Source organism: Bradyrhizobium paxllaeri (genome assembly GCF_001693515.2).
GTDB classification, from domain to species: Bacteria; Pseudomonadota; Alphaproteobacteria; order Rhizobiales; family Xanthobacteraceae; genus Bradyrhizobium; species Bradyrhizobium paxllaeri.
Genome location: NZ_CP042968.1, coordinates 4,049,061 through 4,070,719, shown reverse-complemented (window position 1 = coordinate 4,070,719; position 21,659 = coordinate 4,049,061). Strand labels below are relative to the sequence as shown.

At 63.9% G+C, this 21,659-nt stretch carries 24 protein-coding genes; 20 read left to right on the top strand and 4 right to left on the bottom strand.

The genetic code is table 11. The annotated features are described in order from the left end of the window. The first annotated feature begins 83 nt into the window (after nucleotides 1–83). From LMTR21_RS19485 to LMTR21_RS19455, 7 genes are all read left to right on the top strand, one after another. Nucleotides 84–881 carry a DUF1236 domain-containing protein gene (locus LMTR21_RS19485; protein ID WP_065753959.1) on the top strand — a complete coding sequence of 266 codons (798 nt, stop codon included), beginning with the start codon at nucleotides 84–86 and terminating at the stop codon, nucleotides 879–881. Nucleotides 882–1,268: 387 nt separating this feature from the next. After that, nucleotides 1,269–1,739 (top strand): type II 3-dehydroquinate dehydratase, encoded by a 471-nt coding sequence (gene aroQ, locus LMTR21_RS19480; RefSeq protein ID WP_065753960.1) that lies wholly within the window; start codon nucleotides 1,269–1,271, stop codon nucleotides 1,737–1,739. A gap of 90 nt (nucleotides 1,740–1,829) precedes the next feature. Then, nucleotides 1,830–2,321: an acetyl-CoA carboxylase biotin carboxyl carrier protein gene (accB, locus tag LMTR21_RS19475; protein ID WP_065753961.1), complete on the top strand. Its 492-nt coding sequence runs from the start codon at nucleotides 1,830–1,832 to the stop codon at nucleotides 2,319–2,321. A 24-nt stretch (nucleotides 2,322–2,345) separates the two neighbouring features. Further along, the gene (accC, locus tag LMTR21_RS19470; RefSeq protein WP_057861890.1) at nucleotides 2,346–3,707 is read left to right on the top strand and encodes an acetyl-CoA carboxylase biotin carboxylase subunit; all 1,362 of its coding nucleotides are present in this window, start codon (nucleotides 2,346–2,348) and stop codon (nucleotides 3,705–3,707) included. Nucleotides 3,708–3,821: 114 nt separating this feature from the next. Then, nucleotides 3,822–5,354, top strand: a complete 1,533-nt coding sequence (locus LMTR21_RS19465; RefSeq protein WP_065753962.1) for a sensor histidine kinase — start codon at nucleotides 3,822–3,824, stop codon at nucleotides 5,352–5,354. Further along, on the top strand, nucleotides 5,351–5,791 hold the full coding sequence (locus LMTR21_RS19460; RefSeq protein ID WP_065753963.1) for a response regulator: 441 nt from the start codon (nucleotides 5,351–5,353) through the stop codon (nucleotides 5,789–5,791). Before LMTR21_RS19465 ends, LMTR21_RS19460 begins: the two co-directional genes overlap by 4 nt. Then, complete coding sequence (locus LMTR21_RS19455; protein WP_065753964.1) at nucleotides 5,788–6,882, top strand: sensor histidine kinase; 1,095 nt, start codon at nucleotides 5,788–5,790, stop codon at nucleotides 6,880–6,882. The genes LMTR21_RS19460 and LMTR21_RS19455 overlap by 4 nt, the downstream gene beginning before the upstream one ends. Before the next feature lie 5 nt (nucleotides 6,883–6,887). Here the strand turns inward: LMTR21_RS19455 and LMTR21_RS19450 are convergent, their stop codons facing one another. Next, nucleotides 6,888–7,682 carry an IclR family transcriptional regulator gene (locus LMTR21_RS19450; RefSeq protein WP_065753965.1) on the bottom strand — a complete coding sequence of 265 codons (795 nt, stop codon included), beginning with the start codon at nucleotides 7,680–7,682 and terminating at the stop codon, nucleotides 6,888–6,890. Nucleotides 7,683–7,850: 168 nt separating this feature from the next. Here LMTR21_RS19450 and LMTR21_RS19445 point away from each other — a divergent pair, with 168 nt between their 5' ends. Genes LMTR21_RS19445 through LMTR21_RS19420 form a run of 6 tightly spaced genes read left to right on the top strand, consistent with a single transcriptional unit; the run spans nucleotide 7,851 to nucleotide 12,491 of the window. Next, a complete protein-coding gene (locus tag LMTR21_RS19445) occupies nucleotides 7,851–8,828 on the top strand; it encodes a Bug family tripartite tricarboxylate transporter substrate binding protein (RefSeq protein ID WP_065753966.1) in 978 nt (325 codons plus the stop codon). Nucleotides 8,829–8,839: 11 nt separating this feature from the next. Then, entirely contained in the window at nucleotides 8,840–9,457 is a 618-nt protein-coding gene (locus tag LMTR21_RS19440; RefSeq protein WP_065753967.1) for a flavin reductase family protein, read from the top strand. Nucleotides 9,458–9,515: 58 nt separating this feature from the next. After that, a complete protein-coding gene (locus LMTR21_RS19435; RefSeq protein ID WP_065753968.1) occupies nucleotides 9,516–10,376 on the top strand; it encodes a fumarylacetoacetate hydrolase family protein in 861 nt (286 codons plus the stop codon). Nucleotides 10,377–10,380: 4 nt separating this feature from the next. Beyond that, nucleotides 10,381–11,184 carry a 2-oxo-hept-4-ene-1,7-dioate hydratase gene (hpaH, locus tag LMTR21_RS19430; RefSeq protein ID WP_065753969.1) on the top strand — a complete coding sequence of 268 codons (804 nt, stop codon included), beginning with the start codon at nucleotides 10,381–10,383 and terminating at the stop codon, nucleotides 11,182–11,184. Between the two features lie 28 nt (nucleotides 11,185–11,212). Next, a complete protein-coding gene (locus LMTR21_RS19425; RefSeq protein WP_065753970.1) occupies nucleotides 11,213–11,596 on the top strand; it encodes a RidA family protein in 384 nt (127 codons plus the stop codon). Nucleotides 11,597–11,615: 19 nt separating this feature from the next. Next, nucleotides 11,616–12,491: an amidohydrolase family protein gene (locus tag LMTR21_RS19420; protein WP_065753971.1), complete on the top strand. Its 876-nt coding sequence runs from the start codon at nucleotides 11,616–11,618 to the stop codon at nucleotides 12,489–12,491. Between the two features lie 12 nt (nucleotides 12,492–12,503). Here the strand turns inward: LMTR21_RS19420 and LMTR21_RS19415 are convergent, their stop codons facing one another. Further along, nucleotides 12,504–13,445, bottom strand: a complete 942-nt coding sequence (locus LMTR21_RS19415) for an AEC family transporter (RefSeq protein WP_065753972.1) — start codon at nucleotides 13,443–13,445, stop codon at nucleotides 12,504–12,506. 135 nt (nucleotides 13,446–13,580) lie between these two features. Here LMTR21_RS19415 and aat point away from each other — a divergent pair, with 135 nt between their 5' ends. Continuing rightward, nucleotides 13,581–14,255, top strand: a complete 675-nt coding sequence (gene aat, locus LMTR21_RS19410) for a leucyl/phenylalanyl-tRNA--protein transferase (RefSeq protein WP_065753973.1) — start codon at nucleotides 13,581–13,583, stop codon at nucleotides 14,253–14,255. A gap of 55 nt (nucleotides 14,256–14,310) precedes the next feature. On the opposite strand, the gene LMTR21_RS19405 is transcribed toward aat, so the two are convergent. Further along, entirely contained in the window at nucleotides 14,311–15,306 is a 996-nt protein-coding gene (locus tag LMTR21_RS19405; RefSeq protein ID WP_065753974.1) for a DUF2155 domain-containing protein, read from the bottom strand. A 284-nt stretch (nucleotides 15,307–15,590) separates the two neighbouring features. On the opposite strand from LMTR21_RS19405, the gene LMTR21_RS19400 reads away from it, so the two are divergent. From LMTR21_RS19400 to LMTR21_RS19375, 6 genes are all read left to right on the top strand, one after another. Further along, the gene (locus LMTR21_RS19400) at nucleotides 15,591–16,370 is read left to right on the top strand and encodes an SDR family NAD(P)-dependent oxidoreductase (protein WP_065753975.1); all 780 of its coding nucleotides are present in this window, start codon (nucleotides 15,591–15,593) and stop codon (nucleotides 16,368–16,370) included. 117 nt (nucleotides 16,371–16,487) lie between these two features. After that, a complete protein-coding gene (locus tag LMTR21_RS19395) occupies nucleotides 16,488–17,435 on the top strand; it encodes an alpha/beta hydrolase (protein WP_065753976.1) in 948 nt (315 codons plus the stop codon). 49 nt (nucleotides 17,436–17,484) lie between these two features. Next, on the top strand, nucleotides 17,485–18,702 hold the full coding sequence (locus tag LMTR21_RS19390; RefSeq protein ID WP_246175672.1) for a citrate transporter: 1,218 nt from the start codon (nucleotides 17,485–17,487) through the stop codon (nucleotides 18,700–18,702). Between the two features lie 137 nt (nucleotides 18,703–18,839). After that, nucleotides 18,840–19,763 (top strand): hypothetical protein, encoded by a 924-nt coding sequence (locus tag LMTR21_RS19385; protein WP_246175671.1) that lies wholly within the window; start codon nucleotides 18,840–18,842, stop codon nucleotides 19,761–19,763. A gap of 89 nt (nucleotides 19,764–19,852) precedes the next feature. Then, nucleotides 19,853–20,041 carry an endonuclease/exonuclease/phosphatase family protein gene (locus tag LMTR21_RS40110; protein WP_065753977.1) on the top strand — a complete coding sequence of 63 codons (189 nt, stop codon included), beginning with the start codon at nucleotides 19,853–19,855 and terminating at the stop codon, nucleotides 20,039–20,041. A 126-nt stretch (nucleotides 20,042–20,167) separates the two neighbouring features. Next, nucleotides 20,168–20,653 (top strand): hypothetical protein, encoded by a 486-nt coding sequence (locus LMTR21_RS19375; RefSeq protein ID WP_065753978.1) that lies wholly within the window; start codon nucleotides 20,168–20,170, stop codon nucleotides 20,651–20,653. Between the two features lie 13 nt (nucleotides 20,654–20,666). Here LMTR21_RS19375 and LMTR21_RS19370 read toward each other — a convergent pair whose 3' ends face one another. Further along, on the bottom strand, nucleotides 20,667–21,605 hold the full coding sequence (locus LMTR21_RS19370) for a GlxA family transcriptional regulator (protein ID WP_065753979.1): 939 nt from the start codon (nucleotides 21,603–21,605) through the stop codon (nucleotides 20,667–20,669). Nucleotides 21,606–21,659 lie beyond the last annotated feature (54 nt).

Here is a 21,659-nt window from a genome sequence, read left to right as displayed (position 1 = left end):
GCGGAACTATCAACTTATCAGGAACATCACTCAAATCCTTTCGTTGTCGGTGCGGGCAATGCAGACACGTGAGGAGACTTTCGATGAGTAATCGCTTTCTGATTACGGTCGCGACAGCGGCCCTGATCGCCGGAACCGGCTTTGCAAATGCGCAAGGCACCGGCATGGGGCGCGACACCGGGGCTGGTTCCACGGCGCAACAGAGCGCGCCTTCTTCTGAGCGCGGTGGCGCCTCAGGCACCATGCAACGTGAACCCAGCGGCAAGTCCGAGATGAAGGGTGCGCAGTCCGAGCAGCCGAAGTCGATGGGCGCTGAAAAGAACCAGCGCGCCGACGACCAGAAGAAGGGCGGCAAAGACATGAAGGCCGAGGGAAAAGAAGACCGCGGTGGCATGAAGTCCGAGCAGAAGGCCGAACAGAAGTCCGACAAGGGCCAGACGACCGGCCAGGGCAAGATGGAACGTGATCAGAGCACGACCCAGCGTGACCAGACCCAGGACCGCGACAAGAGCATGCAGCGTGACCAGAAGGCCCAAGGCCAGCAGGACCGCCAGCAGGACCGCATGCAGACCCAGACTCAGGGTGGAGCCGCGGGTCAGACCACGACGGGCCAGGCCGGCGCCGGCGCGAAGCTCTCGACCGAGCAGCGCACCCAGATCACCAGCGTGATCAGGGAGCAGCGCGTTCAGCCGGTGACCAACGTGAACTTCTCGATTTCGGTTGGCACAAGGGTGCCGCGCGACGTGCACTTCCACGCGTTGCCGGAGCGCGTAGTGACGATCTATCCGGAGTGGCGCAGGTATAAGTTCATCCTCGTCAAGGAGCAGATCGTGATCGTGGATCCGAACACCTTCGAGATCGTGGCAGTTCTGGAAGCCTAACGGCGAGATTTTCGCAAGCGATCAGGGCGGGCAGCAATGCCTGCCCTTTTCGTTTGTCGAGGGTACGAGCAAACCATAGCCGTCGAGTTGACGAGGTACAACTTACTAGACCCATCGTGGCGCGGCTCTACCATGGGCAGCATTGTTACCTATCGCTTTCGGCCGAACCGGGCGTCTCAGCAGCAACAGTGGACGAACAATCGCCGCACGGCCACCGCGGGCCGATTCGGAGTCATTGGTTAATGAACGAATTCAGCAGGTTCCATGCGCCTTTTTATGAACAGGATGAGGCGCTTGAAAGGGACGGCGGCGGGCTAAAGGCTTCCCCTTGGCCGCGTTGTTACCTATAACGCCGCGACCTGCCCGCCCCTTTTTGCTGGAATCCGGATGGCCCAAGGAACCGCTGCCGCGACGATCTATGTGCTCAACGGCCCGAACCTCAACATGTTGGGGATTCGCGAGCCGGAAAAATATGGCCATTCGTCGCTTGCCGATGTCGAAAAGCTTTGCGTGGAAACCGCAGCGCAGTTCGGCCTGAAGGCCGATTGCCGGCAGTCCAACCGCGAGGGCGAACTGATCGACTTCATCCACGAGGCGCATGCGAAGAAGGTAGCCGGCATCATCATCAACGCCGGCGGCTATTCGCACACCTCGATCGCGCTGCACGACGCGCTGGTCGCGGTGAAGATCCCAACGGTCGAAGTGCATATCAGCAACATCCACGCCCGCGAGAGCTTCCGTCACCACTCCTTCACGGCCATGGCCGCCTTCGCCTCGCTCTGCGGCTTCGGCATCGACGGCTACCGGCTCGCAATCAACGGCCTGGCCGCCAAGATCGGCGCCAAGGCGAAGACCTGACTTTCAAAAACTGACCTCACACCTGAGATCGAACGACACCAAGCCTGACGCTTAAGCCGTCACCCACATCGAGATTCCGGATCAAAGAGCATGGCCCGCCAGCCCGACAACAAGTCAGCGGACAAATCAGCCGCCAATCTGCAGAGCGACGACAGCGCGCTCATTCGCGAACTCGCGCTCCTGCTGGATGAGACCAGCCTGACCGAGATCGAAATCGAGCGCGCCGGCCTGCGGCTGCGCGTCGCGCGCAACGTCACGGTCGCCGCGACAATGCCGGCGAGCTACCAGCCGATGCCGGCTGCGGCGGCAGCCATTGCCGCGGCTCCGGCGACGGATCTTGCCAAACATCCGGGCGTGGTCCCCTCGCCGATGGTCGGCACCGCCTATTGGGCACCCGAGCCCGGCGCCAAGCCGTTCATCGACGTCGGCACCAAGGTATCGGCCGGGCAAACCCTGCTGATCATCGAAGCGATGAAGACGATGAACCAGATCCCGTCGCCGCGCGCCGGCACGGTGACGCAAATTCTCGTCGAAGACGGCCAGCCGGTCGAATTCGGCGAGCCGCTCGTGATCATTGAATAAAACTCGTCAACGTCAGGCGCTGCGATGTTCGATAAGATTCTGATAGCCAATCGCGGCGAGATTGCCCTGCGCGTGCTGCGCGCGTGCAAGGAGCTCGGCATCTCCACCGTTGCCGTGCATTCCACCGCCGACGCCGACGCCATGCATGTGCGGCTCGCCGACGAGAGCGTCTGCATCGGGCCGCCGCCGTCCAAGGACTCCTACCTCAACGTTCCCGCACTGCTCGCGGCCTGCGAGATCACCGGCGCGGACGCCGTGCATCCCGGCTACGGATTCCTGTCCGAGAACGCCCGCTTCGCCGAAATCCTCGCCGAGCACAATCTGCATTTCATCGGCCCGAAGGCCGAACACATCCGCCTGATGGGCGACAAGATCGAGGCCAAGAAGACCGCCAAGCGGCTCGGCATTCCCGTCGTGCCCGGCTCCGACGGCGCGGTTTCGTCGGATGACGACGCGATGGCGATTGCCAAGGCGATCGGCTTCCCCGTGCTGGTCAAGGCCGCTGCCGGCGGTGGCGGCCGCGGCATGAAGGTCGCGCAAACCGCCGACGATCTGATGATGGCGCTGACGACGGCCGGCAATGAAGCCAAGTCGGCGTTCGGCGATGCCTCGGTCTATCTGGAAAAATACCTGCAGAAGCCGCGCCACATCGAGATCCAGATTCTCGGCGACGGCCGCGGCGGCGCGATCCATCTCGGCGAGCGCGACTGCTCGCTGCAGCGCCGTCACCAGAAGGTCTGGGAAGAAGGCCCCTCGCCGGTTCTCGCCGCCGCCGCCCGCGCCAAGATCGGCGAGACCTGCGCCAAGGCGATGCGGGACATGAAGTATCTCGGCGTCGGCACCATCGAATTCCTCTACGAGGATGGCGAGTTCTATTTCATCGAGATGAACACCCGCATCCAGGTCGAGCATCCCGTCACCGAGAGCATCACCGACATCGACCTGGTGCTGGAGCAGATCCGCATCGCCGCCGGCGGCGACCTGCCCGCGAAGCAGGAAGAGATCGCCATCATCGGCCATGCCATCGAATGCCGCGTCAACGCGGAAAACCCGCAGACCTTCCGCCCCTCGCCCGGCAAGATCACGCAATTCCACCCGCCCGGCGGGCTCGGCGTGCGGATCGATTCCGCGGTTTATCAGGGCTACGTCATTCCGCCCTATTACGATTCGCTGGTCGGCAAGCTGATCGTGCACGGCAAGACCCGCGCCGAATGCCTGATGCGGCTGCGCCGGGCGCTCGACGAGATGGTGGTCGACGGCATCGAGACCACCCTGCCACTGTTCCGGGCGCTGGTCCGGGAGGCCGATATCATCAACGGCGACTACCACATCCACTGGCTTGAGCAGTACCTCGCCGGCAAGCCGGTGGACGGCAAGGCCTCCTGAGCGAGGACACCTCAATATTCGACGGCGCATGGAACCGATCGGTTCCATGCTCGTTGACGTGTATAGGGGTTAGCTAGGGGCGCTTGTTCCGTTTGCTCATGACGCGAGATCACTGTGACCGCTGACTCCCAGCGCAAGCGCGCCATGGGCCACGCCCTGCTGCTTGGGGCGGGGCTGCTGGTCTTGACCGTCATCAGCGCCGCCTCGGTCCATTTGGTCAACTTGGCGCGCGAGGACGCCCGCAAGGTTGTGCGCACCCTCGAGGTTGAAAACCAGATATCGCTCGTCCAACTGCAGTTGCGGCGCGCCGAAAGCGCCCAGCGCGGCTATCTGGCGACATTGCGGCCGGATTTTCAGGCCGATTTCGAGCAGGCGATGACCGAACTGGCGCCGGCGCTGACGCGGCTGAGCCAGCTGATCAGCGACAATCCGGTGCAAAGGCGGCTCATCAACGAGATGATGCCGCTCTACGATCAGCGGGTCGAGGAATTCCGCACCACACTCGAACTGGCCCGGTCGCAGCGCATGAGCGACGCCGCCAAGATCGTGCGCGAGGGCATCGGCCGCGACACCATGAAACATATCGAAGATCTCGCGGTGCGGATGCGGGCCGAGGAAGATCGTTTGTTCGTCGAGCGAACGACCAATGCAGATCGCAGCCAGACGCTGGCGGCTTCGATTACGGGCATCGGCTCGGGTCTTGTCGTTGTGCTCGCCGGCATCGCGATCTTCCTGGTGCGGCGTTCGTCGCATGCGCGCGACCTGGCCGACGCCAGGCTGCGCGACAGCCATCTCAACCTCGAAGCCACGATCGACGAGCGCACCGCGGACCTGCGCGAGGCCAATGACGAGATTCAACGCTTCGCCTACATCGTCAGTCACGATCTGCGCTCGCCGCTGGTGAACATCATGGGCTTCACCAGCGAGCTGGAGGAATTGCGCGGCGACATATTCAAACGGATCGCAGCGCTTTCCCGCGCGCAATCCGAAGCGCCAGCCGCCCCGGAAAACGCCACCGACACCGCCGAGCCGGCGCTGGAGGGTGCCGACAAGCAGCTCTCGCAGGATTTCTCGGAGGCGCTCGGCTTCATCAAATCGTCGATCGGCAAGATGGACCGGTTGATAACGGCGATCCTCAACCTCACCCGCGAGGGACGGCGCGAATTCGAGCCGGTCTGGATCGACACCAAGGAACTGATGGAAGCTATCGTGACGACGGTGGCGCATCAGGCCGCGGAAGCCCAGGCCGAGATCCGGATCAACGCGCTGCCGAATATCGTCAGCGACCGCCTTGCGCTGGAGCAGATATTCTCCAATCTGATCGATAATGCGCTCAAATACCTCAAGACCGGGGTCCCCGGCGAAATCTCGGTGCGCGGTCGCACCAAGCTCGGCTTTGCGATTTTCGAGATATCGGACAATGGGCGCGGCATCGATCCCAAGGACCACCAGCGCATTTTCGATCTGTTCCGCCGGGCGGGAACCCAAGACAAGCCGGGACAAGGCATCGGGCTCGCCCATGTCAGGGCCCTGGTGCGCCGCCTGGGAGGAACCATGTCGGTCGCGTCGGAACTTCACCAGGGCAGCACGTTCACGATTACGCTGCCTATCAATTGGCCAGCAGGCAACCGGAACAAACGTACATGAGTAATCCAGTCACCATCATCATGATCGAGGACGATGAGGGGCATGCCCGCCTGATCGAGCGGAATATACGCCGGTCCGGTGTCAACAATGAGATAATTCCGTTCACCAGCGGTACAGCCGCACTGAACTATCTGTTCGGCACGGACGGGACGGGCCTGAACCACAAGGGCAGCGCGCTCCTGATTCTGCTCGATCTGAATTTGCCCGACACGACGGGCATCGACATTCTGAAGCGGGTCAAGGAAAACAAGTATCTCAAGACCACGCCGGTCGTGGTGTTGACCACCACCGACGATTCCCATGAGATCAAGCGTTGCTACGAGCTCGGTTGCAACGTCTATATTACCAAGCCCGTGAACTACGAAAGCTTCGCCAACGCCATTCGCCAGCTCGGTCTGTTCTTTTCCGTCATTCAGGTCCCCCCGGCAGCCCTATGAAACCTGCGACGCCGACATTGCTGTATATCGACGACGACGCTGGCCTTGCCCGGCTGGTCGACCGCGGCCTGACGCGTGCCGGCTTCAAGGTTGTCCACGCGGCAGGCGGAGAAGAAGGGCTGGCGCGGCTGGCACAGGGCGGCATCGACGTGATCGCGCTCGACCAGTACATGCCAGGTCTCGACGGCCTCGAAACGCTGGAACGGATCATGGCGATCGCGGACGCCCCGCCGGTGGTGTTCGTCACGGCCGCGCAGGATTCGGCGATCGCCGTCACGGCGCTGAAGGCCGGCGCCGCCGACTATCTCGTCAAGGATACGCAGGGCGACTTCATTCCGCTGCTGCAGGTTGCCGTCAACGGCGCGCTGCGGCAGGCGGAGCTGCAACGCGCCCGCGACGAGGCCGAAGCCGAGGTTCATGCCTCGCGCGACCGCTATGCGGCGCTCGCGGCCGAACGCGAAGTGCTGCTGCGCGAAGTCAACCACCGCGTCGGCAACTCGCTGCAGATCATCGCCTCGCTGTTGCACCTGCAGGCCAATTCGGCCACCCAGGACGACGTCAAGGCTGCGCTGACCAATGCGATGGGCCGCGTCGCCGCCGTCGCCCAGGTGCACCGCCGCCTCTATACCTCGCATGACCTCAAGAGCGTGCTCCTGAACCAGTATCTCGAGGCCCTGCTGGAAGACCTCCGCCGTTCGGCCGAGGGCAACAGGATGTCGCGGTTGACGCTCACGGCCGAACCGATCGAGATCGACCCGGATCGCGCGGTGGCGATCGGCATCATCGTCAACGAACTGGTGATGAACGCCGTCAAATACGCCTATCCTGACGGCGCCGGTCCCATTCACGTCGAGCTCAAGTCCGACGGCGAAGACCTCGTGGTCTCGATTTCGGACGACGGCGTCGGCCTCAACGCCAAGGCCGACCCGCGCTCCACCGGGATGGGACAACGCATCGTCAGCGCGATGGCCGCCAAGCTGGACGCCAGCGCCGAGCGCGATCCCGACCATCACGGCACGCGGATCGTGCTGCGGTTCCGGCGTGTTCCTCCCGCACCGGCAGCGAAACCGGCGAGCGCCGCGGCAGGTTAAGCGTACTAATCGCGCGGCGTCGCCGCTTCGATCGCCCGCGCAGCCGCGACGAGAACGTCCGCCACTTCGATGGCACGGCGTGGGCTCATTCTGTTCCGAATGGCAGACAACGTGATCGCGGCGGCAGGCTGGCCGTCCGGCGCCCGTATCCAGGCTGAAAGCGATTTCGTTCCCTGCACCAGACCGACGTCACGCAGATTATAGCCCCTGCGGCGGGCGAGTTGGACCTGTCCAAGCACCGTCGGCGTATCGGTCCGGTAGGTGCCAAATCGCGCTTCGTTGGCGAGCACAATCCGCCGCGCCTCCGCAGCAGGCATCGCCGCCAGTATCGCTACGCCGGCGCTGCTGACGCCGAGCGGACGACGCACGCCTACCTCGATCGACAATATCTGGATCGGATAGCTGCCGATGCGGCGTGCCACGCACAAGGTGTCGAGACCGGTGCGCACCGTCAGAAACAGGGTATCGCCAAGCTGCGCCGACGCCGCCGCGAGATGCGGCTCGGCCGCAATCAGCAGCGGCGAACGCGATGGACGCGCCAGCGCCAGTTCAGGCACCTGGCGGCCGACCACGTAGTTGCCGGTCCGCTCGCTGCGCTCGACGATGCCCTCCTCGATCAGCACGTGCACGATGCGATGGACGGTGGGTCGTGTGAGCGAGGTGGCGTGCACGACTTCCGCGAGAGGCACGCCTCGCTCGCCGCCGATTGCGAGCGTGCGCAGCACTGTCAGCGCCCGGCGGATCGCCTGCCCGCCCTGCAGCGGCCCATGCCTGCGCTCCCTTAACCGACCGTTCGTCATACGTATGGCCCACTGTCCACAATGTGGACAGAAACACCACAATTTCGTCGACAGTGGAAGAGGCAAGCGCAAAATCCGCCGCGCGGAACAATACATGCGCATGCCGCTGGGACGGGGCGTGCGCAAACAAAAGTAGCGGCAAATGTGCCGCTTTTTCGGGAGAATCCGATGAAGTTTTTCGCGATCGCAGGCGTCGCTGTATCGGCACTATTGGCCGTGGTGTCCAACACGCCGGCCGACGCCCAGCAATGGCCGGCGCGACAGGTGCGCCTGATCGTCCCCTATCCGGCCGGCGGCAATGTCGACAGCGCCGCGCGCGTCATCGCCGACAGGCTGCAGGCGAAGCTCGGCCAGCCCTTCATCGTGGAAAACAAGGCCGGCGCCGGCGGCCTGATCGCTGGCGAGGCGTTCGCGAAAATGCCGCCGGACGGCTACGCGCTGTTCGTCGGCGCCAACGGCCCGGTGCTGTTCGCGCCCGAGATCGCCAAGCGCGACGCCTACAACTGGAAGCGGGATTTCATTCCCATCAGCTCGATCACGATGACGCCGCTGGTGCTCGAAGTGCATCCGTCGGTTCAGGCCAAGGATCTCAAGGAATTCATCGAGCTTGCCCGCCGCGATCCGGGCAAGCTGACAATGGCCTCGCCCGGCCAGGGCACCACCAACCATTTGCTCAGCGAATTGATGCAGGAGAATCTGAAACTGCAATGGCTGACGGTGCACTACCGCGGCAACGCGCCTGCCCTCAACGACCTGATCGGCGGACAGGTGCAATTTGCCCTCGACCAGATTTCGGTCGGACTGCCTTCGATCAAGAACGGCATGCTGCGCGCGCTCGCCGTCACCGGTGGCCATCGCGCCTCCTGGCTGCCCGACGTCCCCACCTTCACCGAACTCGGCTACAAGGAATTTGACGGCCAGACCTTCACCGGCCTGTTCGCGCCCGCGCGCACGCCGCCCGAGATCGTGACCAAGCTCCACGAAACGCTCGCCGAGATCCTGAAAGATCCCGCCATCGTCGAGAAGTTCAATGCGCTCGGCGCCGAGGCCGTATCGATGACACCAGCGGAGTTCACCAGCTACCTCGAAAAAGAGGACGCCAAATGGATTCCCGTTGTCCGCAAGGCGAACATCAAGGCTGACTGAAGGTCTTTCCAATGCGGATTGATCCGGCATATCTCGACCCCGAAACGGCCTACCGGCTGCTCACCGGCATCGTGGTTCCCCGCCCGATCGCATGGGTGACCAGCCTGTCCGGCAGCGGCGTGCTCAACCTCGCGCCGTTCTCCGCCTTTACCTTCGTCTCGCCGAAGCCGCCGATGCTGGCCATCAGCGTCGGCCGCAAGGGCGGGCTCTACAAGGATACCGCGCAGAACATCCTCAACAACGAGGAGTATGTCGTTCACATCGCAAACTCCAGCCTGATGAATGCGGTGCATGAGAGCTCCACCGAGCATCCGCCAGATGTCAGCGAGGTCGAGGAGTTACGGCTTTCGACGCTGCCGGGCGAACGGATCAAGGTGCCCCGCCTCACGGCCGCGCCGATTGCGATGGAATGCCGCTTCCGGCAGTGCCTCGAATTCGGCGAGACCCGCAGCCGGCTGATCGTCGGCGAAGTGCTGGTGTTCCATATCAAGGACGGCCTGGTGAACAACGGCAAGATCGAGACCGAGGCGCTCGACCCGATCGCCCGCATCGCCGGTCCCCGTTACGCCAGGCTCGGCGAGATCGTCACCTTGAAGCCGGTGTTCCAGACCTCGAAAACTGAATCCTGAAAACGCCGAAGGGCGCTGTCGCTGCGCTTACTGCAGCGCTGATCCGGAGATCCACTGCATGCGTCTTCTGAGTTATCTCGCAAACGGCGAGCCGCGTTTCGGTGCAGCCGTAGCCGGCGGCGTGGTTGACCTCACCAAACGGTTGGGGCCGAAATGTCCCGACCTTCGGTCCCTGATCGCCAGGAACGGCCTGGACGTGGCGCGCCAACTGGTCGCCGACCTCAAGCCGGATCACGCCCTCGATGACCTCGTGCTGCTGCCGCCGATCCCGACCCCGGAAAAACTCTGGTGCATCGGCGTCAACTACAAGGACCGCAACGCCGAGTACAAGGACAATTCGGACCTGCCGAAATATCCGAGCCTGTTCGTCCGCAATCCCTCCTCCGTCGTCGGCTCCGGTCAGCCGATCGAGAAACCGAAGATCTCCGAGCAGCTCGATTACGAAGGCGAGCTTGTCATCGTGATCGGCAAGGAAGGTCGACACATTCCGCGTGAGCGCGCATGGGACCACATCTTCGGCATGACGCTGTGCAACGAGGGCAGCGTTCGCGACTGGCTGCACCACGGCAAGTTCAACGTCACCCAGGGCAAGAATTTCGACCGCTCAGGGAGCATCGGCCCGTGGATCGTCACCTCGGACGAATGCGACCCGCGCGGGCCGCTCGACATCATCACCCGCGTCAACGGTGAGGTGCGCCAGAGCGATTCCACCGAGCGCTTGATGTTCCCGTTCGACTTCCTGATCGCTTATCTCTCCACCTTCGCCACCCTGAAGCCCGGCGACATGATCGCGACCGGCACTCCGACGGGGGCCGGCGCCCGCTTCACGCCGCCGCGCTGGCTCAAGGTCGGCGACGTCGTCGAGGTGGAATCCGCCAAGCTCGGCATCCTCCGCAACACCGTCGCGGAGGAGCAGTAAGCCGATGCTCGATCAACAAACCGTCGAACGGCTGGCGCAGCGCCTGGACGAGGCCGAGCGCAGCAAGTCGCTGATCCCGGCATTCACGCGCGACTATCCGGATCTCACGATCGAGGACGCCTACGCCATTCAGCGCGCCTGGACCAAGCTGCAGCTCTCCCGCGGCCGCGTCGTCAAGGGACACAAGATCGGCCTGACGTCGAAGGCGATGCAGAATGCCGTTGGCATTTCCGAGCCTGACTACGGCGTGCTGTTCGCCGACATGTTCTATCCCGACGCGTCGCCGATCCCGTTCGACCGCTTCCGCGCACCCCGCATCGAGGTCGAACTGGCCTTCGTGCTGAAGGCGCCGCTGAAGGGGCCTGATAGCACGCTGTTCGACGTGCTCAACGCCACCGACTACGTCACGCCGGCGCTCGAAATCCTGGAAACCCGGATGCACCGCGTCGATCCCGAAACCAAGGCGCCGCGCAAGGTGATGGACACGATTTCCGACAACGCCGCGAATGCGGCGCTGGTTGTCGGTGGCCGCCCGATCCGTCCGCTTGATGCGGACCTGCGCTGGATCGGCGCGCTGTTGTTCCGTAACGGCCAGATCGAGGAAACCGGCATCGCCGCCGGCGTTCTCAACCATCCCGCCAACGGCGTGGCCTGGCTCGCCAACCGGTTGGCGGCGCAGGGCGAGCATCTCGAGGCGAGCGAAGTGGTGCTGGCGGGATCGTTCACGCGCCCGGTCGACATTGCCAGAGGCGATACGTTCCATGCCGATTACGGCCAGTTCGGATCGGTGTCCTGCCAGTTCGTTTGAATAAAAAGCGTCCCAGGGAGAAGTAATAATGACAAGGCGCAAGAGCATTCATATCGGCGAATTCAAGCACGCCAATCCCATTCCGAACGCTGCCCGTATCGGCAATCTCCTGATGTCCGGCGTCATTCTCGGCCGCGATCCCGCCACCGGCAAGATGCCGGAAAAGATCGAGGACCAGTGCGCCCATATGTTCGCGCACATGAAGGCCATCGTGGAAGCCGGCGGCGGCACAACCGACGACATCATCAAGATGACGGTGTGGCTGCAGGACCGCACGCAGCGTGCGCCGGTGAATGTCGAATGGCTGAAGATGTTTCCCGACGAGCATTCCCGCCCTGCCCGCCATGCGCTGCAGATGGACATGGAAAACGGCGCGCTCGTGCAATGCGATTTCACGGCCGTGATCGGCTGACCCCAACAAGGAACCAGACATGCCGACCTATCTTCCGTTCGATCCGAACCCGCGCCGTCCCTCGAAGCTGCCGCCGCCGAAAACCATCGACAGCCAGTTTCACGTGCTGGGCCCGCTGGACAAATATCCGGTGCGGCCGGGCGCCGCCTACCAGATGCCGACCGCGACCTGGGAAGCGGCGCTACGTGTCCACAAGACGCTCGGCATCGAGCGCGGCATCATCGTGCAGACCACGACCTATGGCGCCGATCATTCCGTGGTGCTCGACGCGCTTGCGGCAATGGGACCGAACTATCGCGGCTGCGCCAATGCGCTGGTGTTCGCCGAAGCCGATGACGCCTATCTCGCCAAGCTGCACGACGCCGGCGTGCGCGGCGCACGCTTTAGCTTCCGCCAGGAACTCGGCGCCGTGCTCTCGGACAAGGATTTTGCCCGCGCGATCGACAGGATTCGCGAACTTGGCTGGTACGCAAAAATCCAGCCGGAGAAGGACGGCATCGTCTCCAGCGCCGCCAAATACGAAAACCTCGACGTCCCCGTGCTGATCGATCACATGGCGCGCCCTGACCCGGCGGGCGGCAAGAACGACCCGAATCTGCAGAAGATGCTGGAGCTGCTGTCCAAGGGCAATTTCTGGGTGATGCTGTCGCTCGGGGAAAAGACCTCGAAGAAGGGCCCGCCCTGGGACGACGTCATCCCGATCGCGCGCGCCTATATCGAGGCTGCTCCCGAGCGCTGCGTCTGGGCCAGCGACTGGCCGCACCCGGTGTCCGTGGTGCAGCCGCCCAACGATGCCGACCTGCTCGAACTGCTCTATCGCTACGTAGCCGATGAGGCGGAGCTGAAGAGAATCCTGGTCACCAACCCGGCCAAGCTGTTCGGCTACGCGGATTAGGCCGAATTGCGCCTAGCGCAGCGCGACCGTCACGAATGACACGACGACGGGTAGCGTCACCGCTGCCAATGTCGTGCCGAGCGCGACGGCGCCCGAGACGGCTTCGTTGAGCCGTCCGTACTGGGCAGAGAAAATATAGGCATTGGCGCCGGTCGGCATCGCCGCAAAGAGAACTACCACGGCCGCAGAGATCGGCGGCAAGGCCAGGACGTAGAAGGCGAGGACGGCGGCAACGGCCGGCATCGCCACGAGCTTGAGCGCACACATGATGGCCATGCCGAGCGCCTGGCCCTTGATCCTGAATCCAAAGAGATTGATGCCGAGCGCAATCAGAGCCGTGGGCGAGCCCGCCTGCGCCAGCAGTTCGAGCGTCTTGTCCGCAACCGGATGCAGCCCCAATCCGGTGAGGCGCCAGAGAAAACCGAAGCCGAGCGCAAGCATGATCGGATTGCGCGCGATCTCGCTGATAGCCCGCAGCACCAGGAGCGGTGCGCTCTCCGAAGACTTCCGCTCCGCCCACGCCATCTGCAGCGTGCCGCAAAGCCAGAGCAGCGGCGTGTTGACCGACAGGATCAACGCCATCGAGCCGGCGGCCTGATCTCCCAGCGCCGACAAGATCAGGGGAATGCCGAGCATCACGATGTTGCCGTAGATCGAGCCGATCGCGAGCACCACGCCGTCGGCCCGGGATTGCCGCAGCAGCGATGACGCCAGCAGCGCGACGATCCAGATCACCGCCGTTGCCCCGTAATAGGCGCCCCACACCGAGAAGGCGCTGACAGCAGGAAATTCGGCGACGACCACAATTCGGAACAGCAGCGCGGGAATGGCGATGCTGAAAGCGAACTCGGCAATGCCCTTGTGCGCCGTAGGGGTAATGAAACGCAGCGCGACCGCCGCATAGCCCGCTCCGATCAGGGCGAACACGGGGACGACGATCAACACTGCATTCATGCCGCACTCATCTGCCGGAATTCGGCCGGGGGTCCCCCTCGCCGTCATCCTTGTCGCATCAATGCGGCCGTGCTTGCGCACCAAATGCTCTTGAAACGTAGCATAGGCCCGCTGCCTCCTGCTATCCTCCCGCCCATGACATCACGCGAGTCAGCCGCTTCCGAGATCACCCCCGAAGTTCTGCTGCGGGCCTATGCCTGCGGCATTTTCCCGATGGCCGAGAGCGCCGGCGATCCGACGCTGTTCTGGGTCGAGCCGGAACTGCGCGGGGTGATCCCGCTCGAGAGCTTCCGCATTGCCTCACGGCTTGCCCGCACCGTGCGCTCGGATGCTTTCAGCGTCACCGTCGATACCGCCTTCAAGGCTGTGATCGCCGGCTGCGCCGCGCCGCAGCCGGGCCGCGACGACACCTGGATCAACAAGCGCATCCGCGATCTCTATCTCGGCCTCTACGAGCTTGGACACTGCCATAGCGTCGAGGTCTGGCAGGACGGCGATCTCGTCGGCGGCCTCTATGGCGTCAGCCTGGGCCGCGCGTTCTTCGGCGAGAGCATGTTCCATCGCGCCCGCGACGCATCGAAAGTGGCGCTGGTGCATCTGGTGGCGCGGCTGATCGCGGGCGGGTTCGAGCTGCTCGACACGCAATATGTCACCGAGCATCTGCGCAGCTTTGGCGCGGTCGAAATTTCAAGGCGGCGCTATCGCGCCCTGCTCGACAAGGCGATCGTTGGAGAGCCGGCGGATTTCATGCGGTTACAGCCCAGCATCAGCGGTGCGGAAGCGCTGGAGATTATTGCAAAGCGCACGTAGCCCGTAGCCCGGATTTCGCTGCGCTCCATCCGGGCTACGGATTTGGTAATCCCGTCTAATTCCCGAACAATCCGCCAAACAATCCACCCGGCCGCTGCTGCGGCGGAGGTGGCGGTGGCGGCGGGGCCTGCTGCGGCTGCGGCTGGAATTGCGGCTGCGGCGGCGGTCCCGGCGGACGCGGCGCGGCCTGCTTCGGCTGCGGTGGCCGCTTCTGCCCGGCCGGCGGCGGAGCGGTCGCCTTGGCCGGATCGGGCTGCGCGCTGACGATGGTCTGGTCAGGGCCTTTGCAGTCCGTCAGCCAGATATCGTAGACCGGATGCTCGACGCCATGCAGGCCGGGGCTGGCGGCGAACATCCAGCCCGAGAAGATCCGCTTCACCTCGCCCTGCAGCGTGATCTCGTCGACCTCGACAAAGGCATCGGTGTTGGCGGCTTCGGTCGACGGCCGCGTGTAGCAGGCGCTGGTCTTCACGCGCAGCGCACCGAACTGCACGGTCTCGCCGATGTCCTCGTCGAAATTGATGATGCGGCCGGTGATCTTGTCGAGGCCGGAGAAGCTCGCCTTCTTGTTGGTGATCTTGGTGGCCGGCGGCTCGGACACGACCTCGTCGCCCGGCTGCAGCGTCGCCGGCGAACTCGGCACGCCCTTGGCTGGCGGCTGGCGCTGTCCCGGCGGCGCATTGGCGACGCCCGGCTGACCCGGCTGCGGCGGCTGAGCGGCGACACCCGGCTGGGTGCCCTGCGGCGCGACGGTGGTTCCGGGCGGCGGTGGCAGCGGCTGGGACTGGAAGCTGCCAGGCGGCGGTGCGCCCTGCCCCGGCGGTGGCCGGTTCGGCGTCGGCAACAGCCGGCCGCGCGGCAATTCCGGCACTTCCTCGTCGTCGTCGGGGATTTGTTGCTGCTGCTGACTGCCGCGCGGAATCGCGCCCGGCGGCCGCAGCGGCGGATCGGAAAAGATATTGCCGATCTGCGCCTGCGCCGGAGGCGCGAGCGAGGCCGTGGTGGCGGCGATCAGGGCCGCAAGACCGGTCAGGGCAATGGTTCGAAGCATCTCGCGCGGCTTTAATGGGCGAATCGGGCTCGCGACATAGTACAGACTTATCCGCCGCTCGCGTCCCTCCCGGTTAACACGCTGAATACGGCGGGGAAAGGGCGGTTTGCCCCCTTCCCGCCGCACTGAATCATGGCCCGGAAAGGCGGAAAGCGTCCCCGGATGCTCGCCCCATGATCTAGCCACGTCCCGTTTCAGATGAAATAGTTGCCCCCGTCGCGCGGCCCCGCGCGAAAAACATCAAAATCCGGGAAAACCGGACGAGCCAGAGGAAAGCCCAAGCTATGCCCGATCGAATTCGCCTCGATGGCCGGGTTGCCGTCGTGACCGGCGCGGCCGGCGTCATCGGAACCGCGACCATTCGCCTGTTGGCCGAACGCGGCGCCCGCATCGTCGCCGTCGACCGCAGGGAAGACGACCTCAAGGCCGCCATCAGTGGCCTGCCCGCCTCCGCCGAAGCGCTCGCGGTCACGGCTGATGTTACCCAGGAAGACGACGTCGCCGAATATGTCCGCGCCACCGTCGACCGGTTCGGCACGATCGATGCCTTCTACAACAATGCCGGCATCGAGGGCGACATCAAGCCGATTCCGGAATATTCGCTGGAGAGTTTTCGGCGCGTGCTCGACGTCAACGTCGTCGGCGTCTTTCTCGGCATGAAGCACGTGCTGCCGGTGATGCTGAAGCAGAACAAGGGCAGCATCATCAACACCGCCTCCATCGCCGGCCTGATGGGATCGCCGATGATCGCCGTCTACAGCGCCAGCAAGCACGCCGTGATCGGTCTCACCAAGAGCGCCGCCTGGGAGTGCACCGGCACCGGCGTGCGGGTCAATTGCGTCTGCCCCGGCCTGATCGACAGCCGGATGCTCAGCACGATCCTGCAGGGCCGCAATCCCGGCAACGAGCCGCCGGCATCTGAGAAGATCGTCGACCGCATTCCGGCACGACGGCTCGGACAGGCGTCCGAAGTCGCATCCATCGTGGCGTTTCTGGCGTCCGACGAGGCGAGCTACGTCTCCGGCTCCGCCTATACCGTCGATGGCGGCCGCACGGCTGCCTGATGCAGCCGTCATTCCGGGATGGTCCGAAGGACCAGACCCGGAATCTCGAGATTCCGGGTTCGCATCTTCGATGCGCCCCGGAATGACATACTCAAAAACAGAGGTTCATTCCCCACCATGCCCGTTACGCTCGATCCCGATGCCGCCGCCGTCTACAAGGCTTTTCAGGACGCAGGCCGCCCCACCTATGAGACGCTGACCGCACCGGAAGCGCGCGAATATTACCGGGCCGCCCGCGTCGTCAGTAATCCCGAGCCGCCCGCACTGGAATCGAACAAGCCGCTCATGATCCCCGCGCCGCACGGCACGATTCCGGCGCGCATCTACACGCCGAAGGCGCTGCGGACGAGCAACGGTCTTGCGCCTTGCCTGCTGTTCTTTCACGGCGGCGGTTGGGTGATTGGCGATCTCGATACCCATGAGGTGGTTTGCCAGAAGCTCGCCCATGAGGGCGAGTTGATCGTCATCTCCATCGACTACCGGCTGGCGCCGGAGCACAAATTCCCCGCCGCCATCGACGATGCGATCACCGCGACCAAATGGATTGCCGCCAACGCCAATGAGCTCGGCATCGACGCGGGGCACCTGTTGGTCGGCGGCGACAGCGCCGGCGGCAATCTCGCGGCCGTCGTGGCGCTCGCCGCGCGCGACGGCGACGGCCCGAAGCTTGCCGGCCAGGTGCTGGTCTATCCCGCCACCGACTTTGCGATGAAGCATCCCTCGCACAGCGAGCCCGAGACCAGCATTCTCCTGACGCACTCCGTCATCAAATGGTTCTGCAACCATTATCTCAATGGCACGACCGATATCGATCACTGGAAAGCCTCGCCCGCGCGCGCCAGGACGTTCGCCGGATTGCCGCCCGCCTATGTTCTGACCGCCGGCGCCGATCCCTTGCGCGACGAAGGTGCCGAATATGCCGCGCGCCTGAAGGAGGCCGGCGTGCCCGTGACGTATCGCCACTTCCCCGGCCAGTTCCACGGCTTCTTCACTATGGGTAAGCTGTTGAACCAGGCCAATGTCGCGGTTAGCGAAATCGCGACGTGGCTGAAGGCGCTGAAATAACGCTAAAGTATCGCTCACATTCTTTTCGCTCGCATTCGAGGCCATGGTGATGGAGCCAATACTTGTGTTTGGAATACCCGTCGACTTCATCCTGTTCGCACTGACGCTGCTTGGGGTCGCGCTATTCCATCACAAGACGCTTCAGGTCGCGCTCACCGGCCTTGCCGCGATCATCGTCTACAAACTGGTATTCACCGGCTTCAAGCACGGTCCGGGTCTCGCCGGCCTCGGCCACCACATGGCGCATGAGTGGGTCACGCTCGCCAACCTGTTCCTGCTCCTGATGGGCTTTGCGCTGCTCTCGCGGCATTTCGAGGAGAGCCGCGTTCCGGATGAGATGCCGGCGCTGTTGCCGGACGACTGGAAGGGTGGCGTTGTTCTGCTCTGCCTGGTGTTCGTGCTGTCGAGCTTCCTCGACAATATCGCTGCGGCTTTGATCGGCGGCACCGTGGCGCGGCACGTCTTCCGCGGCAAGGTTCACATCGGGTATCTCGCCGCCATCGTTGCAGCGTCGAACGCCGGTGGTGCCGGCAGCGTCGTCGGCGACACCACGACGACGATGATGTGGATCGCCGGCGTCAGCCCGCTCGCCGTGGTGGAAGCCTATATCGCGGCGATCGTCGCGATGCTGGTCTTCGCCGTGCCCGCCTCCATTCAGCAACAGCGCTACTCGCCGATCCAGAAGGATGTGTCGAAAGGCCTGAAGATCGATCCAGCGCGGGTTGTCATCGTCGCCGCCATCCTGATCGCCGCGCTCGCCGCCAACATCATCGCCAATGTGAGGTTCCCCGCATTGCTCGAGATCATCCCGGTTCTCGGCATTGCCGTCTGGGCGGTCATTCTGCTGACGGCGGCGTGGCGTGCGCCGGACTGGAAGGTGATGCCGGAAACCTTCAAAGGTACCATCTTCCTGCTTGCACTGGTCACCGCGGCCTCGCTGATGCCGGTCGAGAAACTGCCGGCCGCGTCATGGCCGACCGCGCTCGGCCTCGGATTCGTTTCCGCGGTGTTCGACAACATCCCCCTCACCGCGCTCGCGCTGAAACAAGGCGGCTACGATTGGGGATATCTCGCCTATGCCGTTGGCTTCGGCGGATCGATGATCTGGTTCGGATCGTCAGCCGGCGTCGCGCTGTCGAACATGTATCCGGAAGCCAAATCGGTCGGCCGCTGGGTCAGCCACGGCTGGCCGGTGGCTGTTGCTTACGTCGTCGGATTTTTCGTGATGCTGGCGGTGCTCGGCTGGCACCCCGACCGGCCGCATTAGCTTTGGCAAATGCGCACCAGAGGTAATGGCCTGCCCCTTCCCGGCCACCATCTTGTTGACCGGCATCATCAAGCCGCAATCTCTCCCATTTTCGGGCTAGTCTTCGCAACTAACGAATCTGCCTGCTGATTCGGCAGATGATCGTGACGCGCGGGGGTATTGCCATGGCATTTTTTAAGCGCGAATTTTTTAAGCGGGAACTCGACCCGATCGAGCGCTTCGAGAACGCGCTGAAGGAGAAATTGGCGGCCCGGCAGAAGCTGGCCGACCGCTTGAGTCTTGCCGAAACGGAACTTGCAGAGAAACGCGCCGCGGCCGAACGGCTGGCGGTCGCAGGAGCCGCCGCTGCCCGGCTCGATCGGGCAGAAGCTGACATGCGTGCCGTCGAAGAGCGCACCAAGACATGGCGCGCCGCATTGGTGGAACATGACGAGCAGGTCGCATCAGCCGAGCGCGCACTGGCCGATGCCAAGGCACAGCGCGACCGCGACACGATGGCGGACCAGATCGAAGCGATGGCGACCGCCATCGAGCGCGCTGCGCCGGGATTTGACGCAAGTGCCACGACGCTGGTCGAGGCCGTCACCAAGGCTGCGCTGTCGATAGCGGACGCAACCAGGTTTTCGAACAACGTGGATGCCGTGCGTCGCGAAGTTCTCTCGGCAGCGGACTTGATATGTTGGGAGCTGCGATCCGCGGCGGTGCGCACACGTGCGGGCAACGCCAACCTGGCCGACCCCTCGCTGTCAGTGTCGGAACAACTGCTATCGCCCGAGATTGATCGGCAGTTGATCTACACCCTCCATCCTCTGCTTTGGCGCGAGGACGGCGAGATACGCCGCGTTCCGGCCTTCGCGCTGGTCGGGTTGCCCAAGGCGCTGTTGCCGGTCGCGCTGCAGCATCAGCACGTGGACCATCTCAACGCCCGCCGTGTGCAGACGCTGATGCATCTTCACGGCAGCGCAGGGCTCGGCGAACCCGAGGCTGACGATCCACAACTCGTCGATCTCGACGCTTTGCTCGCAGAAGATAAGCCGAGCGCGCAAGCCGACGTTGCGTGAGCCGGCGCGGACGACAATCGACGAGCGCTGAACCAACGCCTCCGGCGAACGTTGTCCGGGTTCTTTCATGAACCCGGACTGACCTCGCCATGCGGCTGCGTGTTGTCACGCTCAATGTCTGGAATCGGCAAGGCGATCCGAAACGAACCGCTTTGATCAACCGGGAACTGCGCCGGCTGGCTCCCGATCTCGTGTCGTTGCAGGAAGTCGCGAAATCGCCGGAACATTCGCAGCTCGACGAATTGATCCGCGAAGTCAGAGCCGCGTCTCCTGTGTGAAAGCGCAACGGTTGCCGCGCAAGTTCCCCCGGAAATCGGGTGGGCGCCACGCCTCCATCCTGCGATCTCAAACGTTGACGAAGCAAGCCGTGCCGCTTGCAGCAAAGCAGCAGTTGGAGAATGCCAATGAAGTCCGAAAACAATCCGACAAGCCGTAATCCGTTCGGCCTCATGGACGTTCCAAATCCCACCGACGATGGCGTAATGCAGTTCGCGCGCGTCACGGTGCCGGAAGAATCCGCCACCGACGAAAACGCAAAGCCATGGAGCAACGGCGAGACCAACGACCGACGCGACACGATCGAGGGCCAATGGTCGAGCCGCTGGAAGGGCGCTGCGGACCCCACCATATCAGGCGATACTCCCGATCAATGGAAACAGGGCCGCGGCGAAGCGAGGATCGTGGGCGACCGCGTGTACCTGCTGTTCGACTGGGATTCCGGCGCGCGTCGAGGACTGATCGACGCGCGGCGCGAAGGCCCGCGGCGGCTGGTCGGCAAATATATCAACCTGAACAACCCGGAGATCACGGTGCCCTGGGTCGGCCTCGTCGTGAGCGATCAGCGGATCGACGGCTATTTTTCACAAGGCCGGGTGGATTTCCGCAGATAGCGTTTCAATGCGCCTACCCGGCCCGCGCCGCGCGGCGCAGCGATTGCGGCGGCTGGCCGAAGGCACGGATGAAGGCGCGGCGCATCCGTTCCGGATCGCGGAAGCCTGTGGTTTGCGCGACACGTTCGATCGCCTCGCTCGAGGATTGCACGCGCTGCCGCGCCACCTCGATGCGCAACCGCTCCACCGCTTTCGACGGCGTGGTGCCGGTCTCCGCCATGAAGGCGCGGGTGAAATGCCGCGAACTCATGCCGGCCTGCTCGGCGAGATCCTCGACGGTCAGCGGCGCATCGAGGTTTTCCCGCGCCCAGGCCAGCAACGGCCCGAAGCGGCCGTTCGGCGCCTTCAATTCCAGGAGCGAGGAGAATTGCGACTGGCCGCCGCTGCGGCGGTGATAGAGCACGAGTTGTTTGGCGGTCTTCTGCGCGATATCGTCGCCGTAATCATCCGCGATCATCGCCAGCGACAAATCGATGCCGGCCGATATTCCGGCCGACGTCCAGACGTCGCCGTCGCGGACGAAGATGCGGTCGGGCTCCAGCTTCACTTGCGGATAGGTTTTCAGAAAGTGCCGCGTGCGCTGCCAATGCGTGGTGGCGCGGCGGCCGTCGAGCAGGCCGGCTTCCGCAAGCACGTAGGCGCCGGAGCAGACGCTGGCGATGCGGACGCCACGTTTGGCCATCGCGCGCACGAAGCTGAGCGTCTTCTCGCAGGTCGCTGCCTGCCGCACGCCCTCGCCGCCCGCCACGATCAGCGTCGTGATCGCGGATGCCGATTTCAATCCCTTCGCAACGATCTCGACGCCCGAGGACGAGCGCACCGGCCCCGGCGTCACGGCCAGAACTCTTATCGCCGGCGCGCTCTCGGCGAAGCGCGCCGCGATCTCGAACGCCGAAATCGGGCCGGCCGCATCGAGCAACTGAAAATCCGGAAAGACGAGAACACCGATCATGTGACTTGCCCGTTTTTGGCCGATGTCCTGAAACGAGGGAAAAATGCCATTTCT